The organism is Pseudomonas sp. NPDC087612, assembly GCF_044743505.1.
Classification (GTDB): domain Bacteria; phylum Pseudomonadota; class Gammaproteobacteria; order Pseudomonadales; family Pseudomonadaceae; genus Aquipseudomonas.
On sequence record NZ_JBIUWO010000008.1, the window covers coordinates 79,157 to 96,038 of the forward strand.

General features: G+C 65.3%; 21 protein-coding genes and 1 riboswitch. Of the genes, 18 read left to right on the forward strand and 3 right to left on the reverse strand.

Annotation, left to right across the window (positions count from 1 at the left end):
• The first annotated feature begins 68 nt into the window (after positions 1-68).
• The 4 genes from hda to ACIOVF_RS17660 all read left to right on the forward strand — a co-directional run bounded on the left by hda (position 69) and on the right by ACIOVF_RS17660 (position 2,857).
• Positions 69-773 (forward strand): DnaA regulatory inactivator Hda, encoded by a 705-nt coding sequence (gene hda / locus ACIOVF_RS17645; RefSeq protein ID WP_010220358.1) that lies wholly within the window; start codon positions 69-71, stop codon positions 771-773.
• A gap of 115 nt (positions 774-888) precedes the next feature.
• Positions 889-1,524: a C40 family peptidase gene (locus ACIOVF_RS17650; protein ID WP_045195558.1), complete on the forward strand. Its 636-nt coding sequence runs from the start codon at positions 889-891 to the stop codon at positions 1,522-1,524.
• 134 nt (positions 1,525-1,658) lie between these two features.
• A complete protein-coding gene (locus ACIOVF_RS17655) occupies positions 1,659-2,192 on the forward strand; it encodes a C40 family peptidase (protein ID WP_093380304.1) in 534 nt (177 codons plus the stop codon).
• 17 nt (positions 2,193-2,209) lie between these two features.
• Positions 2,210-2,857: an O-methyltransferase gene (locus ACIOVF_RS17660; protein WP_401291154.1), complete on the forward strand. Its 648-nt coding sequence runs from the start codon at positions 2,210-2,212 to the stop codon at positions 2,855-2,857.
• A gap of 11 nt (positions 2,858-2,868) precedes the next feature.
• On the opposite strand, the gene ACIOVF_RS17665 is transcribed toward ACIOVF_RS17660, so the two are convergent.
• Together ACIOVF_RS17665 and ACIOVF_RS17670 are read right to left on the reverse strand one after the other, a co-directional pair.
• Positions 2,869-4,185, reverse strand: coding sequence for a PQQ-dependent sugar dehydrogenase (locus tag ACIOVF_RS17665; RefSeq protein ID WP_401291157.1), 1,317 nt, complete (start codon positions 4,183-4,185; stop codon positions 2,869-2,871).
• A gap of 68 nt (positions 4,186-4,253) precedes the next feature.
• Positions 4,254-4,832: a hypothetical protein gene (locus tag ACIOVF_RS17670; RefSeq protein WP_045195550.1), complete on the reverse strand. Its 579-nt coding sequence runs from the start codon at positions 4,830-4,832 to the stop codon at positions 4,254-4,256.
• A gap of 147 nt (positions 4,833-4,979) precedes the next feature.
• Positions 4,980-5,204, forward strand: a riboswitch (cobalamin riboswitch).
• 162 nt (positions 5,205-5,366) lie between these two features.
• Here ACIOVF_RS17670 and cobO point away from each other — a divergent pair.
• The 14 genes from cobO to ACIOVF_RS17740 all read left to right on the forward strand — a co-directional run bounded on the left by cobO (position 5,367) and on the right by ACIOVF_RS17740 (position 16,562).
• A complete protein-coding gene (cobO, locus tag ACIOVF_RS17675; RefSeq protein ID WP_010220352.1) occupies positions 5,367-5,978 on the forward strand; it encodes a cob(I)yrinic acid a,c-diamide adenosyltransferase in 612 nt (203 codons plus the stop codon).
• Positions 5,975-7,270, forward strand: a complete 1,296-nt coding sequence (locus tag ACIOVF_RS17680) for a cobyrinate a,c-diamide synthase (RefSeq protein ID WP_093380310.1) — start codon at positions 5,975-5,977, stop codon at positions 7,268-7,270. Before cobO ends, ACIOVF_RS17680 begins: the two co-directional genes overlap by 4 nt.
• Positions 7,261-7,914, forward strand: coding sequence for a 5,6-dimethylbenzimidazole synthase (gene bluB / locus ACIOVF_RS17685; RefSeq protein ID WP_401291162.1), 654 nt, complete (start codon positions 7,261-7,263; stop codon positions 7,912-7,914). Before ACIOVF_RS17680 ends, bluB begins: the two co-directional genes overlap by 10 nt.
• Positions 7,914-8,822: an adenosylcobinamide-phosphate synthase CbiB gene (gene cbiB / locus ACIOVF_RS17690; protein WP_045195541.1), complete on the forward strand. Its 909-nt coding sequence runs from the start codon at positions 7,914-7,916 to the stop codon at positions 8,820-8,822. The genes bluB and cbiB overlap by 1 nt, the downstream gene beginning before the upstream one ends.
• A complete protein-coding gene (cobD, locus tag ACIOVF_RS17695) occupies positions 8,815-9,807 on the forward strand; it encodes a threonine-phosphate decarboxylase CobD (RefSeq protein ID WP_401291166.1) in 993 nt (330 codons plus the stop codon). The genes cbiB and cobD overlap by 8 nt, the downstream gene beginning before the upstream one ends.
• A complete protein-coding gene (locus tag ACIOVF_RS17700) occupies positions 9,804-11,258 on the forward strand; it encodes a cobyric acid synthase (RefSeq protein ID WP_045195538.1) in 1,455 nt (484 codons plus the stop codon). The genes cobD and ACIOVF_RS17700 overlap by 4 nt, the downstream gene beginning before the upstream one ends.
• Before the next feature lies 1 nt (position 11,259).
• Positions 11,260-11,781 carry a bifunctional adenosylcobinamide kinase/adenosylcobinamide-phosphate guanylyltransferase gene (gene cobU, locus ACIOVF_RS17705; protein WP_401291170.1) on the forward strand — a complete coding sequence of 174 codons (522 nt, stop codon included), beginning with the start codon at positions 11,260-11,262 and terminating at the stop codon, positions 11,779-11,781.
• Positions 11,778-12,833: a nicotinate-nucleotide--dimethylbenzimidazole phosphoribosyltransferase gene (gene cobT, locus ACIOVF_RS17710; RefSeq protein ID WP_093380322.1), complete on the forward strand. Its 1,056-nt coding sequence runs from the start codon at positions 11,778-11,780 to the stop codon at positions 12,831-12,833. The genes cobU and cobT overlap by 4 nt, the downstream gene beginning before the upstream one ends.
• A complete protein-coding gene (cobC, locus tag ACIOVF_RS17715) occupies positions 12,830-13,399 on the forward strand; it encodes an alpha-ribazole phosphatase family protein (RefSeq protein ID WP_213603477.1) in 570 nt (189 codons plus the stop codon). The genes cobT and cobC overlap by 4 nt, the downstream gene beginning before the upstream one ends.
• A 1-nt stretch (position 13,400) precedes the next feature.
• Positions 13,401-14,129 carry an adenosylcobinamide-GDP ribazoletransferase gene (locus tag ACIOVF_RS17720; RefSeq protein WP_401291174.1) on the forward strand — a complete coding sequence of 243 codons (729 nt, stop codon included), beginning with the start codon at positions 13,401-13,403 and terminating at the stop codon, positions 14,127-14,129.
• A 50-nt stretch (positions 14,130-14,179) separates the two neighbouring features.
• A complete protein-coding gene (locus ACIOVF_RS17725) occupies positions 14,180-14,584 on the forward strand; it encodes a MarR family winged helix-turn-helix transcriptional regulator (RefSeq protein WP_045195528.1) in 405 nt (134 codons plus the stop codon).
• A 62-nt stretch (positions 14,585-14,646) separates the two neighbouring features.
• Positions 14,647-15,849 carry an MFS transporter gene (locus ACIOVF_RS17730; protein WP_401291177.1) on the forward strand — a complete coding sequence of 401 codons (1,203 nt, stop codon included), beginning with the start codon at positions 14,647-14,649 and terminating at the stop codon, positions 15,847-15,849.
• Positions 15,846-15,968 (forward strand): hypothetical protein, encoded by a 123-nt coding sequence (locus tag ACIOVF_RS17735; RefSeq protein WP_256326709.1) that lies wholly within the window; start codon positions 15,846-15,848, stop codon positions 15,966-15,968. Before ACIOVF_RS17730 ends, ACIOVF_RS17735 begins: the two co-directional genes overlap by 4 nt.
• 42 nt (positions 15,969-16,010) lie before the next feature.
• The gene (locus ACIOVF_RS17740; RefSeq protein WP_093380328.1) at positions 16,011-16,562 is read left to right on the forward strand and encodes a glutathione peroxidase; all 552 of its coding nucleotides are present in this window, start codon (positions 16,011-16,013) and stop codon (positions 16,560-16,562) included.
• A gap of 6 nt (positions 16,563-16,568) precedes the next feature.
• Here ACIOVF_RS17740 and ACIOVF_RS17745 read toward each other — a convergent pair whose 3' ends face one another.
• Positions 16,569-16,832 carry a DUF2798 domain-containing protein gene (locus ACIOVF_RS17745; protein WP_045195522.1) on the reverse strand — a complete coding sequence of 88 codons (264 nt, stop codon included), beginning with the start codon at positions 16,830-16,832 and terminating at the stop codon, positions 16,569-16,571.
• Between the last annotated feature and the right edge of the window lie 50 nt (positions 16,833-16,882).

Genomic DNA, 16,882 nt, shown 5'->3' on the forward strand with positions numbered 1-16,882 from the left:
CACGGGTATAAACTTTGCAGACTTTTCACAAAAGGCCCCTTGCGGTTCCCCGGAACTGCCCAGCCAGCATGAAACCGATCCAGTTGCCCCTGGGTGTGCGTCTGCGTGATGACGCCACCTTCATCAACTACTATCCGGGTGCCAACGCCGCCGCTTTGGGCTACGTCGAGCGACTCTGCGAAGCCGACGCCGGCTGGACCGAAAGCCTGATCTACCTGTGGGGCAAACAGGGCGTGGGCCGCACCCACCTGCTGCAGGCCGCCTGCCTGCGCTTCGAGCAACTGGGTGAACCGGCGGTGTACCTGCCCCTGGCGCAATTGCTCGATCGCGGCGTCGAATTGCTCGACAACCTCGAACAGTATGAACTGGTCTGCCTCGACGACCTGCATGTCATTGCCGGCAAGCCGGAGTGGGAAGAGGCCATGTTCCACCTCTTCAATCGCCTGCGCGACAGTGGTCGGCGCCTGTTGCTGGCTGCCTCCAGCTCGCCCCGCGAACTGCCGATCAAGCTCGCCGACCTCAAGTCGCGCCTGACCCTGGCGCTGATCTTCCAGATGCGTGCGCTGTCGGACGAAGACAAGCTGCGCGCCCTGCAATTGCGTGCTTCGCGCCGCGGCCTGCACCTGACCGACGAGGTCGGGCACTTCATCCTCACCCGTGGCACCCGTAGCATGAGCGCACTGTTCGACCTGCTTGAGCGCCTCGACCAGGCCTCTTTGCAGGCTCAACGCAAGCTCACCATCCCGTTCTTGAAAGAAACTTTGGGCTGGTAAGGCAGGGGCTAGAGCCTCGGCACATAAAAGTCACATTTTTTTCGATTGAATTTGCAAATCGATGCGATAGAAGGCATAGTCTCGACTTCTTTAAATTCCAGACACGGTCGTGCCCATGCTAAATCGCTTCGCACCCCTCGTGCCCCTCGCACTCGTGACCCTGCTTTTTGGCTGCGCGACCACCGGTCCCGTATCGCAGCAGCAGGTTCAGCAGCAACCGGTTTCCGCTCAGGTTTCGACCAAGTCCTCCGTCCAGGCGACGTTCGAGGAAGAGCTGGCCACCGAAGAAGAGCTGCAAGATTTCTCCAGCAGCAAGCCTTACCAGCTGCCAGCCCTGGCCGACAACATTCTCGAGCGCGGCATGTCGCTGATCGGTACCCGCTACCGTTTCGGTGGTACCTCCGAGAACACCGGCTTTGATTGCAGCGGCTTCATCGGCTACCTGTTCCGCGAAGAAGCCGGCCTCAACCTGCCGCGCTCTACCCGCGAAATGATCAACGTCAAGGCCCCGCTGGTTGCTCGCAACAACCTCAAGCCAGGCGACCTGCTGTTCTTCAGCACCAATGGTCGCGGCCGCGTCAGCCACGCCGGTATCTACCTCGGCGACGATCAGTTCATCCACTCCAGCAGCCGCCGCAGCGGTGGCGTGCGCATCGACAAGCTCGGTGATCGCTACTGGAGCAAGACCTTCATCGAAGCCAAGCGTGCACTGGCCATGGCTCCGGCCGCGACCACGCTCTCGCGCAACTGATCCTTCGACAGGTTTGACCACGGCGACGTAGCTGAAAAGCTCGTCGCCGTGCGTGTTTACAGAAAGCGTCTAATCTAAATTCTCAACTCTTTTCGGCTCTTGGCCGAAGCGGCTTCAGACAGGATGTTCTGACCATGGCGATGATGGCGCGCTTCGCTCTACTTTCCCTCGCAGCACTGCTCGGTGCCTGCTCAAGTCATGCCCCGGCCCCGCGTAAAGTGGTCGAGCCGGCAGTCATGGCCCCGCAAGTGTATTTCTCCCCGGTTGCCGAAGACGTGCTGTTCCGCGCCCTCGGCCTGGTCGGCACGCCGTACCGTTGGGGCGGCAACACCCCGGATTCGGGTTTCGACTGCAGCGGCCTGATTGGCTACGTCTATCGTGATGCTGCGGGCATCTCGTTGCCGCGTTCGACCCGGGAGATGATCGGCATCCGCGCACCGAGCATCGAGCGCAACGACCTGCAGTCCGGCGACCTGGTGTTCTTTGCCACCAATGGTGGCTCGCAGGTCAGCCATGCCGGTATCTATGTCGGCGAAGGGCGCTTCGTCCATGCCCCGGCCACCGGCGGAACGGTGCGCCTGGACTACCTGTCCAACAGCTATTGGCAAAAGACCTACCTGAACGCCAAGCGGGTGCTGCAGCCAGCGCACCTGGCGCGCAACCCCTGACCTGTGCGAGGTAGACGATGACCGCCCAGACGCTCTACCTCGACGACCCCCTCTACCACTACCTGCAAAGCGTGTCGCTGCGCGAGACGCCGTTGCTCGCCCGTTTGCGTGAAGAAACCCAGGCCCTGGCCGAAGCACGCTGGCAGGTGGCACCGGAGCAAGGCCAGTTGCTGGCGCTGCTGGTGCGCCTGATCGGTGCCGAGCGGGTGATCGAGGTGGGTACTTTCACCGGCTACAGCGCTTTGTGCATGGCTCAGGCCATGGCGCACGGGCAGTTGCTTTGTTGCGACCTTGAGGGCAGCTACAACGCCGTGGCCTGGCGCTACTGGCAGGAGGCTGGAGTCGCCGAGCGCATCGAGCTACGCCTGGCACCGGCGTTGCAGACCCTGGCGACACTGCCATCAGCGCGCTACGACCTGATCTTCATCGATGCCGACAAGGCCAACTACCCGCACTATCTGGATGAGGCCCTGCGACTGCTGCGAGTGGGCGGGCTGGTACTGTTCGACAACACCTTGTGGAGCGGGCGGGTGCTTGAGCAAAACCCGCACAGCGAAGACACCCGCGCCATTCAGGCCTTGAACTGCACGCTCAAGGACGACCCACGGGTGGACCTGTCGATGCTGCCGATTGGCGATGGCTTGACCCTCTGCCGCAAACGCTAAGCTCCCCCGGCTTACCGGGCCTTGCTCACCCGCCAGATCGTGTTCCCGACATCATCGGCTACCAGCAAGCCGCCGCGCTGATCGTTGATCACCCCGACCGGCCGGCCCATGGCCTTGCCTTCATCATTGAGAAACCCGCTGAGCACGTCGATCGGCTTGCCCGCAGGTTTGCCGGCAGTGCTGAAGGGTACGAAGATCACCTTGTAGCCGCTGTGCGGCTTGCGGTTCCACGAGCCATGCTGGCCAATGAACGCGCCTTGCTCGAACGGTGCCGGCAGCACCCCTGCTTCGGCGAAGGTCAGGCCCAGCGACGCCGTGTGCGGCCCCACCGCATAGTCCGGGGCAATGGCGCTGGCCACCAGGTTCGGATCAGACGGGTTGACCCGCTGATCGATGTGCTGGCCGTAATAGCTGTAGGGCCAGCCATAGAAGCCGCCATCCTTGACCGAGGTAATGTAGTCGGGCACCAGGTCGCTGCCGATCTCGTCACGCTCGTTGACTGCGGTCCACAGCTGTCCGGTGTGCGGCTCCCAGGCCAGGCCGTTGGGGTTGCGCAGGCCCGAGGCGAAGATCCGCGTCTGGCCGCTGGCCGGGTCGACTTCCCAGATCGCCGCGCGGCCTTTTTCCTGGTCCATGCCGTTCTCGCCGACATTGCTATTGGAGCCGACGGTGACGTAGAGCTTCTTGCCGTCACGGCTGGCGATCACGTTCTTGGTCCAGTGATGGTTCAGCGTGCCGCCCGGTAGTTCGGCCACGGCTGTACCCGGGCCCTTGATCGAAGTCGCGCCGGGTTCATAGTGAAAGCGCAGCAGGCGATCGGTGTCGGCAACGTAGAAGTCATTGCCGACCAGGGCCATGCCGAACGGTGAATTGAGGTTCTCGATAAAGGTCGTGCGGGTTTCCGCCACGCCGTCGTGGTCGCTGTCGCGTAGCAGGCTGATGCGGTTGGCGCTGGGCACGCCGGCGCCGGCGCGGTCCATGACCTTGCCCATCACCCAGCCGCGAATACCCTTGCCGTCATCGGGCTTGGGCGGGGCATTGGTTTCGGCTACCAGGATGTCGCCGTTGGGCAGGGCATAGAGCCAGCGCGGGTGGTCCAGGCCTGCGGCGAAGGCCGCCACCTGGGTGCCGGGCGCGGCCTTGGGCGTCATGCCCTGGGGCCAGCCAATGGCGGGGGCGATGTTGACGGTGGGGATCAGGGTCTTGTTCGGTTCGGGCAATTGCGGCGACGGGCCGATCCCGTCGCTGACCTCAAGGCGGGCGTTCTCGCCGCAGCCGCTTAACCCCGCAGTCACTGCCAGCAGCAGTGCAATCGGCTTGATACCCATGTCGTTTCCCTCGCAATGATGGCCGCTATTGCCAGTAGAGGCACGCCAGGGGTGGGAGGTTCCCCGGGTCAGGCCTGCTTGAGCAACAGGGCGATGCCGGGGTGATACTGGCCGGCTTCGTTGTGCAGCTTGCGGTAGGCGTAGGGAAAGTACCAGGCGATGGCGCAGGCGTTATGCTTTTGCAGGTCGTCGACCAGGTCCTGCAGCTCTTCGGGGCTGGCGTGCTGGCCGGCTTTCCAGGGGCTGGCGAACAGCGCAGCGACTTTAAGCTGGCTGGGCGCGGCAATTTGCCGAGCAGCCTGGACGGTTTCGCCCAGGGCGTTATTCAGGTCGAGCTTGGCGATGCGTGGCCAGCGCTGGCTGGCCTGCAGGTAGGCGGCCTCTTCGCGGTTGGCGATGTACAGGTCGCAGCGGCCTTCGCGATCGCCGTCATCGCGCTGCTTCTTGCTCTGGTGCTGCTGCAGGGTCACCAGCTCGGCCTGCCAGGCGGCGGCCGAGAGCAGCCCGAGGTTGGCCTGGGCGCCGTGCCAATAGGGCGCCTCACCGTCACCGAGGGTCTGGTTGAAGCGGTCGATGCAATCGACCCAGCGTTCCAGGGCCGGGCGCAGGAACTCCAGGCGCGCGTTATTGATGATCAGGCCTTGCATGCTGCTCTCCCTTATAGTTGTGATCGAGTACAGCCGAGGTATGGCTATTTGATATCACTGAAGTCAGTGTTGCACAAGATGACAAAGGCGCCATTGATCCAGGCCAGTGCAGCGCCTTTCATTGACGCTCCGGGTGCAACCCTCTAACCTTCGCGACTTGTTTCAGGTGCTCTGCAGGCGATGGCCTGGCAGGGTGAAACAGGGAAGCCGGTGGGCGCGTAAAACGCGCGAATCCGGCGCTGCCCCCGCAACGGTAGGTGAGTCAAGGCTGTGCAGGGCCACTGGGCATTCATGCCCGGGAAGGCGCGCAGCCCCGGGTGTCGATGGCCCCGCTCACAAGCCCGGAGACCGGCCTGTAACAGCCAACGGCATCACGGAGGGTGATGCGCGGTTCCTCCGGCCTGTGCCGCAGCCCTGCGCGTTTTCCGTCTGCCATATCCATTCATCTGTCACGCACGTTCCTTCGATATGCTGAGCAGCCGTCGGCTGCTGCGTTCGTTGCAGATCGGCCGACAGTGGTTTGCGGAGAACCTCATGACTGAATCCACCGAGCGCGACGAACGCCACCTGGCGCGCATGCAGCGCAAAAAGGCCGTGATCGACGAGCGCATCGCCAACTCGCCCAACGAATGCGGCTTGCTGCTGGTACTTACCGGCAACGGCAAGGGCAAGAGCAGTTCGGCCTTCGGCATGCTCGCCCGGGCCATGGGCCACGGCATGCAGTGCGGCGTGGTGCAGTTCATCAAGGGCCGCAACAGCACTGGCGAAGAGCTGTTTTTCCGGCGCTTTCCCGAGCAGGTGCGCTACCACGTGATGGGCGAGGGCTTTACCTGGGAAACCCAGGACCGCCAGCGCGACATCGCTGCCGCCGAAGCTGCCTGGGCAGTGTCGCGGCAGATGCTCCAGGACCCGTCGATCGCCTTCGTGGTGCTTGATGAACTGAACATCGCCCTCAAGCACGGCTACCTCGACCTCGACCAGGTGCTCAGCGACCTGCAGGCGCGCCCGCCGATGCAGCACGTGATCGTCACCGGTCGCGCGGCCAAGGATGAAATGATCGAACTGGCCGACACCGTCACCGAAATGGGCATGATCAAGCACGCCTTCCAGGCCGGCATCCGCGCCCAGAAGGGCGTCGAACTATGAGTGATGCGCGCCATTGCCCGGCGGTATTGATCGCCGCACCGGCCTCCGGCCAGGGCAAGACCACGGTGACCGCCGCACTGGCGCGCCTGCATCGCAACCAGGGGCGCAAGGTCCGCGTGTTCAAGTGCGGCCCGGACTTTCTTGACCCGATGATCCTCGAGCGCGCCAGTGGTGCGCCGGTGTATCAGCTCGACCTGTGGATGGTCGGCGAGCAGGAAAGCCGCCGGCTATTGTGGGAGGCGGCGGGCGAGGCCGACCTGATCCTCATCGAAGGGGTCATGGGCCTGTTCGATGGCACGCCATCGAGCGCCGACCTGGCCCGGCATTTTGGCGTGCCGGTGCTGGCGGTGATCGATGGCACCGCCATGGCCCAGACCTTCGGCGCCCTGGCCCTGGGCCTGGCGCGCTATCAGCCGGACCTGCCGTTTGCCGGGGTGTTGGCCAACCGTGTCGGTACCCTGCGCCATGCCCAGTTGCTTGAAGGCAGCCTGACCGAGGGGCTGCGCTGGTACGGTGGGCTGTCGCGAGAAACCGGCATCGAATTGCCGAGCCGTCACCTGGGGCTGGTGCAAGCCAGTGAACTGAACGACCTTGATGCGCGGCTGGATGCTGCCGCAGCGGCCCTGGGCGCCAGTTGCGATGCGGCGTTGCCGCCAGCGGTGCGCTTTGCCGCGCCGACCGAGTTTGCCATCGAGCCGTTGCTGCAAGGTGTGCGTATTGCCGTTGCCCGCGACGAAGCCTTTGCCTTTACCTATGGCGCCAACCTCGATCTGCTGCGGGCCATGGGCGCGCAGCTGGCGTTTTTCTCGCCGCTGCATGACACAAGCTTGCCAGCCGCTGACAGCCTGTACCTGCCCGGCGGTTACCCCGAATTGCATCACCAGGCGCTGGCGGCCAACACACCGATGCTCGAGGCTATCCGCGCCCATCACCACGCCGGCAAGCCGTTGCTCGCCGAATGCGGCGGCATGCTCTACCTGCTTGATGCGCTCACCGATGTTGCCGGCGAGCGTGCCGAACTGCTCGGCCTGCTGGCAGGCGAGGCAGTGATGCAAAAGCGCCTGGCCGCCTTGGCCCTGCAGGCCGTAGAACTGCCTGAAGGCACCTTGCGCGGGCACACCTATCATCATTCGCTGACCCATACCGAGCTTGAGCCGGTTGCCCGCGGCCAGAGCCCCAACGGTGGTCGTGGTGCCGAGGCGGTGTACCGCCAGGGGCGCTTGACCGCCTCCTACGTGCATTTCTATTTTGCTTCCAACCCCCAGGCGTCGGCGGCGCTGCTGTGTCCATGACTGAACATGCTTTTACCGAGGCCGAACGTGCGGCGGTCTACCGCGCCATCGGCGAGCGTCGCGACATGCGTCACTTCAGTGGCGGCGAAGTCGCCCCCGAGTTGCTCGCGCGCCTGCTTGAGGCCGCGCACCAGGCGCCCAGCGTCGGGCTGATGCAGCCCTGGCGTTTCATCCGTATCACCCAGCGCGAACTGCGCCAGCGGATACAGGCCCTGGTGGAAGAGGAGCGCCTGCGTACAGCGCAGGCGCTCGGCGAGCGCTCCGATGACTTCATGAAACTCAAGGTCGAAGGTATCAACGACTGCGCCGAGCTGCTGGTGGCGGCGCTGATGGATGAGCGCGAAGCGCATATCTTCGGCCGCCGGACCTTGCCGGAGATGGACCTGGCGTCGTTGTCCTGTGCGATCCAGAACTTGTGGCTGGCGGCCCGCGCCGAAGGTCTGGGCATGGGCTGGGTGTCGCTGTTCGAGCCCCGGGCCCTGGCCGAGCTGCTCGGCATGCCGGCCGGTGCCAAGCCGTTGGCAATCCTCTGCCTGGGCCCGGTTCACGAATTTTACCCGGCGCCGATGCTGGTGCTTGAAGGCTGGACCACAGCGCGGCCGCTGCACGACATGCTGTTTGAAAACCAGTGGGGGGAGTCTTGATGAGCGTGGCGTTGCTGACAGTGGCCGGGGTGGCGCTGGATGCGCTGCTGGGCGAGCCCAAGCGCCGGCATCCGCTGGTAGCCTTCGGGCGCCTGGCCGGGCGCCTGGAACAGCGCTTGAATGCCGGCGGCCGAGGCTGGCGCAGCCACGGCGTCAGCGCCTGGTTCCTGGCGGTGGTGCCGCTGACCTTCATCGCCATGCTGTTGTCCTGGCTGCCGTACATTGGCTGGCTGATTGAAGTTTTGGCGCTGTACTGCGCCCTCGGCCTGCGCAGCCTTGGCGAGCACGTAACGCCGGTGGCCGAAGCCCTGCGCCAGGGCGACCTGGAAAAAGCCCGCCAGCGCGTCGGTTATCTGGTCAGCCGCGAAACCCGCGAGCTGGACGAAACCGCCGTGGCCCGCGCCGCCACCGAGTCGGTGCTGGAGAACGGCAGCGATGCGGTGTTCGCCGCGCTGTTCTGGTTTGTCGTTGCCGGCGTACCGGGGGTGGTGCTCTATCGCCTGAGCAACACCCTCGACGCCATGTGGGGCTATCGTAATGAACGCTTCGAGCGTTTTGGCTGGGCTGCGGCGAAGATCGACGATGTGCTCAACTATATTCCGGCACGCTTGGTGGCGCTGACTTACGCGCTGCTGGGCAAGACCCGCCTGGCCCTGAGCTGCTGGCGGCGCCAGGCGCCGTTGTGGGACAGCCCCAATGCCGGGCCGGTGATGGCGGCCGGGGCCGGAGCCCTGGGCGTCGAGCTGGGCGGGCCGGCGGTGTATCACGGCGAGCTGCACGAGCGCCCGCAACTGGGCGAAGGCCCGCAGGCCGATGCCGACGCCATCGAACGCGGTTGGCGCCTGGTTTGCCAGGGCGTGTGGTTGTGGTTGCTGCTGTTGTGCCTGGGGGCTGAATTCTATGCTTGAACACGGTGGTCGCCTGCAACGCGTAGTGCAGCAATACGGCATCGCCCGCGAAGACTGGCTGGACCTGTCCAGCGGCATCGCCCCGTGGTCTTATTCCATCCCTGAGATTCCGCTGCGGGCCTGGGCGCGCTTGCCCGAAACCGAAGACGGCCTCGAGCAGGCGGCCCGTGATTACTATCAGGTCGAGCAACTGTTGCCAGTGGCCGGCTCCCAGGCGGCGATCCAGGCTTTGCCACGCCTGCGTCGCCCCGGCACGGTCGGGGTGCTGTCGCCGTGCTACGCCGAACACGCCGAAGGCTGGCGCCGCGCTGGGCACCGGGTGCGCGAGTTGCCGCTGGACCAGGTCGATTATTACCTCGACAGCCTCGACGTGCTGGTGGTGGTCAACCCCAACAACCCCACCGGGCAGCTGATTGCTGCCGAGCAACTGCTGGAATGGCATGGTCGCCTGGCCCGCCGTGGCGGCTGGCTGCTGGTTGATGAAGCGTTCATGGACAACACCCCGCAACACAGCATTGGCGCCCATGCCGAGCGCAGCGGGTTGATCGTGCTGCGCTCGTTCGGCAAGTTCTTCGGCTTGGCCGGCGTACGCCTGGGCTTTGTTCTGGCCGAGCGCCAGTTGTTGCAACTGCTCGCCGAACAGCTCGGGCCCTGGACCATCAGCGGCCCGACGCGGATCCTCGGCCAGGCCTGCCTGCTCGACGGCGCCGCCCATCAGCAGCAGATCATCCGCTGCGCCGCTGCCAGCCAGCGCCTGGCCGAGGTGCTCAGTGCGGCAGGTTTCGCCCCCAGCGGCAGCTGCGACCTGTTCCAGTACCTGGTCACCGAGCAGGCGCCGCGCCTGCATGAATTCATGGCCCGGCGCGGCATCCTCCTGCGCCTGTTCAGCCAGCCGCCGAGCCTGCGTTTCGGCCTGCCGGCCAGTGAACCGGACTTTCAGCGCCTGGCCCAGGCTTTCAGCGATTACCGCAAGGAACAAGCATGACCACCCTGATGGTGCAGGGCACCACCTCCGATGCCGGCAAAAGCACCCTGGTGACCGCGCTGTGCCGCTGGCTGTTGCGCCAGGGTATTGCCGTGGTGCCGTTCAAGCCGCAGAACATGGCGCTCAACAGTGCCGTGACCGCCGAGGGCGGCGAGATCGGCCGCGCCCAGGCGGTGCAGGCGCAGGCCGCGGGCCTGGCGCCCCACACCGACATGAACCCGGTGCTGCTCAAGCCCAACAGCGACACCGGCGCCCAGGTGATCGTCCATGGCCGCGCGGTCACCAGCATGAACGCCGTGGCCTATCACGACTACAAGGCCATCGCCATGCAGGCCGTGCTGGCTTCGCACCAGCGCCTGAGCGCGGCCTATCCGGTGGTAATGGTCGAAGGCGCCGGCTCGCCGGCTGAAATCAACCTGCGTGCCGGCGACATTGCCAACATGGGCTTTGCCGAGGCAGTCGACTGCCCGGTGATCCTGATTGCCGACATCAATCGGGGCGGGGTGTTTGCGCATCTGGTCGGTACCCTGGAGTTGCTCTCGACGAGCGAACAGGCGCGGGTCAAAGGCTTTGTCATCAACCGTTTTCGTGGCGATATCGCCTTGCTCCAGCCGGGTCTGGACTGGCTTGAAGAACGTACCGGCAAGCCAGTGCTGGGCGTGCTGCCCTATGTGCTGGACCTGCACCTGGAAGCCGAAGACGGTATCGACCAGCGCCAGGGCCTCAAGGCCGGGCGCCAGCTCAAGGTGATCGTGCCGGTGCTGCCGCGCATCAGCAACCACACCGATTTCGACCCGCTGCGCCTGCACCCGCAGGTCGATCTGCAGTTTATCGGCCCCGGTCAGCCGATTCCGCCCGCTGACCTGATCATTTTGCCTGGCTCCAAGAGCGTGCGCGGCGACCTGGCGCAATTGCGTGAGCGTGGTTGGGACCAGGCGATCAGTCGCCACCTGCGTTACGGCGGCAAGGTCCTGGGCATTTGCGGCGGGCTGCAGATGCTCGGCCAGCGGGTGGAAGACCCCTTGGGCCTGGAAGGCCCAGCGGGGGCCAGCGATGGCCTCGGTCTGCTGGATTTTGTCACCGTGCTCGAAGCCGAAAAGCAGCTGCGCAATGTCGCCGGCACCCTGCAGCTGGAGCAGGCGGCCATCAGCGGCTATGAGATTCATGCCGGGGTAACCCAGGGGCCGGCGCTGGAGCGCCCGGCAGTGTTGCTCGACGGCGGCCGCGCCGATGGCGCCATCAGCGCCGACGGGCAGATCCTCGCCACCTACCTGCATGGCCTGTTCGAGGCGCCGCATTGCTGCGCCGCGCTGTTGCGCTGGGCCGGGCTGCAGGAGGTCGAGCAGATCGACTACCACGCCCTGCGCGAACGCGACATCGAGCGCCTGGCCGACCTGGTCGAGCAGCACCTGGACACCGCGCGCCTGCGCCAACTCTGCGGACAGAACTGAAATGCTCAACCTGATCCTTGGCGGCGCCCGTTCGGGCAAGAGCCGCCTGGCCGAACAACTGGCGGTGCAGAGCGGCCTGGCGGTCACCTACATCGCCACCAGCGAACCGCTCGACGGCGAGATGAATGCACGGGTGCAGTTGCACCGCGAGCGGCGTCCGGCCGAGTGGGGATTGATCGAAGAGCCGCTGGAGTTGGTGCGGGTGCTGCGTGCCACTGCCAGTGCCGAGCGCTGCCTGCTGGTCGATTGCCTGACCCTGTGGCTGACCAACCTGCTGATGCTCGACAACCCTGAGCGCCTGGCGGCCGAACGCACGGCGCTGCTCGAGTGCCTGGCAGCGTTGCCGGGCGAAATCATACTGGTCAGCAACGAAACCGGCCTGGGCGTAGTGCCCATGGGCGAGCTGACCCGCCGTTATGTCGATGAAGCAGGCGCGCTGCACCAGGCCATTGCCGAGCGCTGCCAGCGCGTGGTGCTGACTGTCGCCGGCTTGCCGCTTACCCTGAAAGGACCTGCACTATGAGTCAAACCTGGTGGCGTGAAGCCTGTCGAGCTGTCGACCCGATTGTTCGCGAACAGGCCCTGGCGCGGCAACAGCAACTGACCAAGCCGGCAGGCTCGCTGGGTCGCCTGGAGCAGCTGGCAGTGCAACTGGCCGGCTTGCAAGGCCAGCTCAAGCCGAGCGTCGAGCAGGTGTGGATCGCGATTTTTGCCGGCGATCACGGTGTGGTCGCCGAAGGCATCTCGGCTTACCCGCAGGCGGTGACCGGGCAGATGCTGCTCAATTTCGTCAGCGGCGGCGCTGCGATCAGCGTGCTGGCGCGGCAGCTGAATGCTCAACTGGAAGTGATCGACCTGGGTACCATCGACCTGGCCCTGGACCTGCCGGACGTGCGCCACCTGCGCGTCGGCCCGGGCACGGCCAACTTCGCTCGGGTACCGGCGATGACCTACGAACAAGGCCTGCAGGCTCTGCAAGGCGGGCGCGAGAGTGCCCTGCGCGCGGCCGCCAGCGGCGCCCGGTTGTTTATCGGCGGCGAGATGGGCATCGGTAACACCACCGCCGCCAGCGCCCTGGCCTGCGCCGTGCTCGGTTGTCCGGCCAGCGAGCTCAGTGGTCCGGGTACCGGCCTGGACGCCGCCGGTGTGCGGCACAAGGCCGAGGTCATCGAGCGCGCCTTGCTGCAGCATGCCAATCTTGGCGACGACCCGCTGCAGCGGCTGTTGTGTTTTGGTGGTTTCGAGATCGCCGCGCTGGTCGGCGCCTACCTGGGTTGCGCCCAGGCTGGTGTTGCGGTGCTGGTGGATGGGTTTATCTGCACCGTTGCCGCGCTGGTGGCGACGCGTATCAATCCGGGTTGCCGCGACTGGCTGCTGTTCGGTCATCGCGGCGCCGAGCCCGGTCATCGCCGGGTGCTCGCCGAACTCGACGCCGAGCCGCTGCTGGAGCTGGGCCTGCGCCTGGGCGAGGGCAGTGGTGCGGCACTGGCGGTGCCGCTGTTGCGCCTGGCCTGTGACCTGCACGGGCAGATGGCGACCTTCGCCGAAGCTGCGGTAGCGGACCGCCCGGCATGATCATCGACCTGCTGCGCCACGGAGAAACCGAACTGGGCGGCGGCCTGCGCGGTAGCCTCGACGATGCCCTGACTGACAAGGGCTGGGCGCAGATGCGCGCGGCGGTGAGTGATGCCGGCCCTTGGGATGCATTGGTCAGCTCGCCATTGCAGCGCTGCGCACGCTTTGCCCAGGAGCTGGGCGCGCAGTTGAACCTGCCGCTGCAGCTGGCGCCGGGGCTGCAAGAGCTGCATTTCGGTGAGTGGGAAGGGCGCAGCGCGGCAGCGCTGATGCTCACCCATGAAGCCGAGCTCGGCCGGTTCTGGGCTGACCCTTATGCCTACACACCGCCAGGTGGCGAGCCGGTGGCGGATTTCTCCGTACGGGTGTTGCAGGCCATCAGCACCTTGCACCAGGCCCATGCCGGCCAGCAGTTGCTGCTGGTCACCCACGGCGGCGTCATGCGCCTGTTGCTGGCCCGCGCCCGTGGCCTGCCGCGTGAACAGCTGCTGCAGGTCGAAGTGGTCCATGGCGCCTTGTGCCGCCTGGAACTGCTGGCCGACGGCAGCCTGCGCGAGGTGTGCTGAGATGCTGGGGTTCTGGATCGCCCTGCAGTTTCTCAGCAGCTTGCCGGTGCGCCTGCCGGGCATGCCGGCGCCGGAACAAATGGGCCGCTCATTGCTGTTTTACCCGCTGGTAGGGCTGTTGTTCGGGGTGGTGCTCTGGGGGGGGAACGCGCTGCTGGCGGGTAGCCCGGTGCTGTTGCACGCCGCCTTGCTGCTCAGCGCCTGGGTGCTGCTCAGCGGCGCCTTGCACCTGGACGGCCTGGCCGACAGCGCCGATGCCTGGCTCGGCGGTTTCGGCGACCGCGAACGTACCTTGCTGATCATGAAAGACCCGCGCAGCGGGCCGATTGCCGTGGTCACCCTGGTACTGGTGCTGCTGCTCAAGTTCTGCGCCTTACTGGCGTTGATCGAGCGCGGTGACGGGCTGCTGCTGTTGCTCGCACCGCTGATCGGCCGCGCGGGGTTACTGGGCTTGTTCCTGTGCACGCCCTATGTGCGCAGCGGCGGGCTCGGCCAGGCGCTTGCCGATCATTTGCCGCGTCGGGCGGGCCAGCTGGTGATGCTCGTCAGTGCGTTGGCCTGTGTGCTGCTGGCAGGGTTCAAGGGCCTGTGGGTGCTGCTGGTTGCCGCCATCGTCTTCGCCTGGCTGCGCCACGTGATGGTGCGCCGTCTGGGTGGCACCACCGGTGATACCGCCGGGGCCCTGCTCGAGCTGCTGGAGCTGGCGGTATTGATCGCTTTGGTGCTGTGAGCGGCGAATAAAAGCTTGCAGTTGCCAAAGTGCGGGTATATACACGCATTATGTTGACCAGCGAATGCATCTGCACCCACCTGCGTCGCGCCGCCCGTGGGGTGAGCCGACACTACGACGAGGCCCTCGAAGGCTTCGGGATCAATGTCGCGCAGTTTTCCCTGTTGCGTCATTTACGCCGCCTGGATCAACCGAGTATTTCCACCCTGGCCGAGGCCATGGGCCTGGACCGCAGCACCTTGGGGCGCAACCTGCGGGTACTGGAAGCCGAGGGCCTGGTGGCCCTGGCCGAAGGGCAGGACCTGCGCAACCGTATCGTGTTGCTGACCGAGCAGGGCCGGGCACGCCTGCAAGCGGCGGAGCCGGCCTGGGAGCAAGCGCAAAGCGGCTTGATCGAGACCCTCGGCGAAGGTCAGCGTGACGAACTGGTGCGCCTGCTGGAGCTGTTGGCCTGAGCTTTTTACGAGTATAAGCGGGTATATACCCGCATAACCTTGCGGCACTGGAGACAACAAAAATGACATCAGTATGGCGAACCAGTGGGTGGATTCTGCTTGGCGCGGCGCTGATCCTGGCCTTGTCGCTGGGCGTGCGGCACGGCTTTGGCCTGTTCCTGGCGCCGATGAGCGCCGACTTTGGCTGGGGGCGCGGCGTGTTTGCCTTTGCCATTGCCTTGCAGAACCTGATCTGGGGTCTGGCCCAGCCGTTTGCCGGAGCCCTGGCCGATCGCCTCGGTGCTGCCAAGGTGGTGATGGTCGGCGGTATGCTTTATGCCGCTGGCCTTGTGCTGATGGGCATGTCCGACTCGGCCCTGACCCTGTCGCTCAGTGCCGGTTTGTTGATCGGTATCGGCCTGTCGGGCACCTCGTTTTCGGTGATCCTCGGCGTGGTTGGCCGTGCCGTGCCGCCAGAAAAACGCAGCATGGCCATGGGCATTGCCAGCGCCGCCGGCTCCTTCGGCCAGTTCGCCATGCTGCCGGGTACGCTCGGCCTGATCGGCTGGCTGGGCTGGTCGGCGGCCTTGCTGGTGCTGGGTTTGCTGGTGGCCTTTATCGTGCCGCTGGTAGGGCTGCTGCGTGATCGTCCGCTGCCCAGTCAGGGCAATGACCAGACCCTCGGCCAGGCCCTGCGCGAAGCCTGCTCGCACTCCGGTTTCTGGCTGCTGGCCCTGGGCTTTTTCGTCTGTGGTTTCCAGGTGGTGTTCATCGGCGTGCACCTGCCGGCCTACCTGGTCGACCAGCACCTGCCGGCGACCATCGGCACCACAGTGCTGGCGCTGGTCGGGCTGTTCAATATCGTCGGCACCTACACCGCCGGCTGGCTGGGTGGGCGCATGTCCAAGCCGCGGCTGCTGACCGCGCTGTACCTGCTGCGCGCGGTAGTCATCGTGTTGTTCCTGTGGGCGCCAATCAGCCAGTTCAGCGCCTACCTGTTCGGCATTGCCATGGGCCTGCTGTGGCTGTCGACCGTACCCTTGACCAACGGCACCGTGGCCACCCTGTTTGGTGTGCGCAATTTGTCGATGCTCGGCGGTATCGTCTTCCTGTTCCACCAGTTGGGGGCATTTCTGGGCGGCTGGCTGGGCGGGGTGGTGTATGACCGCACCGGCAACTACGATTTGGTCTGGCAAATTTCCATCCTCCTCAGCCTGCTCGCCGCAGCGCTGAACTGGCCAGTACGCGAACGCCCGGTAGCGCGCTTGCAGGCGCAGGCAGCATGAAGCGGGTCGCCATTGGCAGCGTGCTCGGCCTCGCCGCGCTATTGCTGCTGGCGCTGGCCTGGTGGGGCTGGCATGAGGGCGGCCTGGCGTTGATGCAGTTGGGCATGGGCGTGTGCTAGGAGTACTCTGAATACTTCGGGAACGTTCGAGGGAGAGAGACGATGCGCGCACGCTGGATGTTGGTTCCGTTGTTGACCTTGGCCGCTGCGGCCAATGCCCTGGCCGCCGATTGCCCGGCGCTGCTCAAGGGCTCGTTGCCGGAGCTGCGCGGCAAGGAGCAGATCGACCTGTGCCAGCGTTTTGCAGGCAAGCCGCTGGTGGTGGTCAATACCGCCAGCTATTGCGGCTTTGCCCCGCAGTTCGAGGGACTTGAAAGCGTCTACAAGGAGTACCACGAACAGGGCCTGGAAATGCTCGGGGTGCCGTCCAACGACTTCAAGCAGGAAGACGCCGATGCCGAGAAAACCGCCAAGGTCTGCTACGCCAACTATGGCGTGACCTTCACTATGACCCAGGCCCGGCCCGTGCGTGGCGACGATGCCACGCCGCTGTTCAAGGAACTGGCCGCGCAGAGCAGTGCGCCGAAGTGGAATTTCTACAAGTACGTGGTTGATCGCCAGGGCAAGGTTGTGGCCAATTTCACCAGCCTGACCAAGCCGGATGACCCGGCGTTCAAGGCGGCGATTGAAAAGGCCATTGCTTCCCGGCCCTGAGCTGCGTCAGTGGCTCGGATGCACGGTCCAGGCCACCAGCTTGAGCACGATCGGGCGCACCACCAGCACACAGGCAAAGGCTACTGGCATGGCCAGTTGATAGGCTTTGAGCACGTTGCCCAGGTACTGCTCGTTGATGCCTGCGTTGGCGGCGGTAATCACGAAGCACATCAACAGGGCCATGATTGCCGACATGTAGAAGGCAAACACGTAGGGGGTGGCGCGAACGCCGAGTTTGCGCCGGGGGCGGGCGCTGGTCTGGAAGGTCATGCTGACTCCTTCTGGTGGGTGAGGGGGCAGCCTAGCAAGGGGGCGTTGGA

Excerpts from the sequence above, each read along its gene's own strand:
- cobD (WP_401291166.1), top strand. The coding sequence starts at position 8,815 with ATGCTTGAACACGGTGGTCGCCTGCAACGCGTAGTGCAGCAATACGGC.
- ACIOVF_RS17650 (WP_045195558.1), top strand. The coding sequence starts at position 889 with ATGCTAAATCGCTTCGCACCCCTCGTGCCCCTCGCACTCGTGACCCTG.
- ACIOVF_RS17665 (WP_401291157.1), bottom strand. The coding sequence starts at position 4,185 with ATGGGTATCAAGCCGATTGCACTGCTGCTGGCAGTGACTGCGGGGTTA.
- ACIOVF_RS17660 (WP_401291154.1), top strand. The coding sequence starts at position 2,210 with ATGACCGCCCAGACGCTCTACCTCGACGACCCCCTCTACCACTACCTG.
- cbiB (WP_045195541.1), top strand. The coding sequence starts at position 7,914 with ATGAGCGTGGCGTTGCTGACAGTGGCCGGGGTGGCGCTGGATGCGCTG.
- ACIOVF_RS17745 (WP_045195522.1), bottom strand. The coding sequence starts at position 16,832 with ATGACCTTCCAGACCAGCGCCCGCCCCCGGCGCAAACTCGGCGTTCGC.
- ACIOVF_RS17655 (WP_093380304.1), top strand. The coding sequence starts at position 1,659 with ATGGCGATGATGGCGCGCTTCGCTCTACTTTCCCTCGCAGCACTGCTC.
- ACIOVF_RS17725 (WP_045195528.1), top strand. The coding sequence starts at position 14,180 with ATGTTGACCAGCGAATGCATCTGCACCCACCTGCGTCGCGCCGCCCGT.
- cobC (WP_213603477.1), top strand. The coding sequence starts at position 12,830 with ATGATCATCGACCTGCTGCGCCACGGAGAAACCGAACTGGGCGGCGGC.
- ACIOVF_RS17720 (WP_401291174.1), top strand. The coding sequence starts at position 13,401 with ATGCTGGGGTTCTGGATCGCCCTGCAGTTTCTCAGCAGCTTGCCGGTG.
- hda (WP_010220358.1), top strand. The coding sequence starts at position 69 with ATGAAACCGATCCAGTTGCCCCTGGGTGTGCGTCTGCGTGATGACGCC.
- cobO (WP_010220352.1), top strand. The coding sequence starts at position 5,367 with ATGACTGAATCCACCGAGCGCGACGAACGCCACCTGGCGCGCATGCAG.
- ACIOVF_RS17670 (WP_045195550.1), bottom strand. The coding sequence starts at position 4,832 with ATGCAAGGCCTGATCATCAATAACGCGCGCCTGGAGTTCCTGCGCCCG.
- ACIOVF_RS17735 (WP_256326709.1), top strand. The coding sequence starts at position 15,846 with ATGAAGCGGGTCGCCATTGGCAGCGTGCTCGGCCTCGCCGCGCTATTG.
- ACIOVF_RS17730 (WP_401291177.1), top strand. The coding sequence starts at position 14,647 with ATGACATCAGTATGGCGAACCAGTGGGTGGATTCTGCTTGGCGCGGCG.
- cobT (WP_093380322.1), top strand. The coding sequence starts at position 11,778 with ATGAGTCAAACCTGGTGGCGTGAAGCCTGTCGAGCTGTCGACCCGATT.
- ACIOVF_RS17680 (WP_093380310.1), top strand. The coding sequence starts at position 5,975 with ATGAGTGATGCGCGCCATTGCCCGGCGGTATTGATCGCCGCACCGGCC.
- cobU (WP_401291170.1), top strand. The coding sequence starts at position 11,260 with ATGCTCAACCTGATCCTTGGCGGCGCCCGTTCGGGCAAGAGCCGCCTG.
- ACIOVF_RS17700 (WP_045195538.1), top strand. The coding sequence starts at position 9,804 with ATGACCACCCTGATGGTGCAGGGCACCACCTCCGATGCCGGCAAAAGC.
- ACIOVF_RS17740 (WP_093380328.1), top strand. The coding sequence starts at position 16,011 with ATGCGCGCACGCTGGATGTTGGTTCCGTTGTTGACCTTGGCCGCTGCG.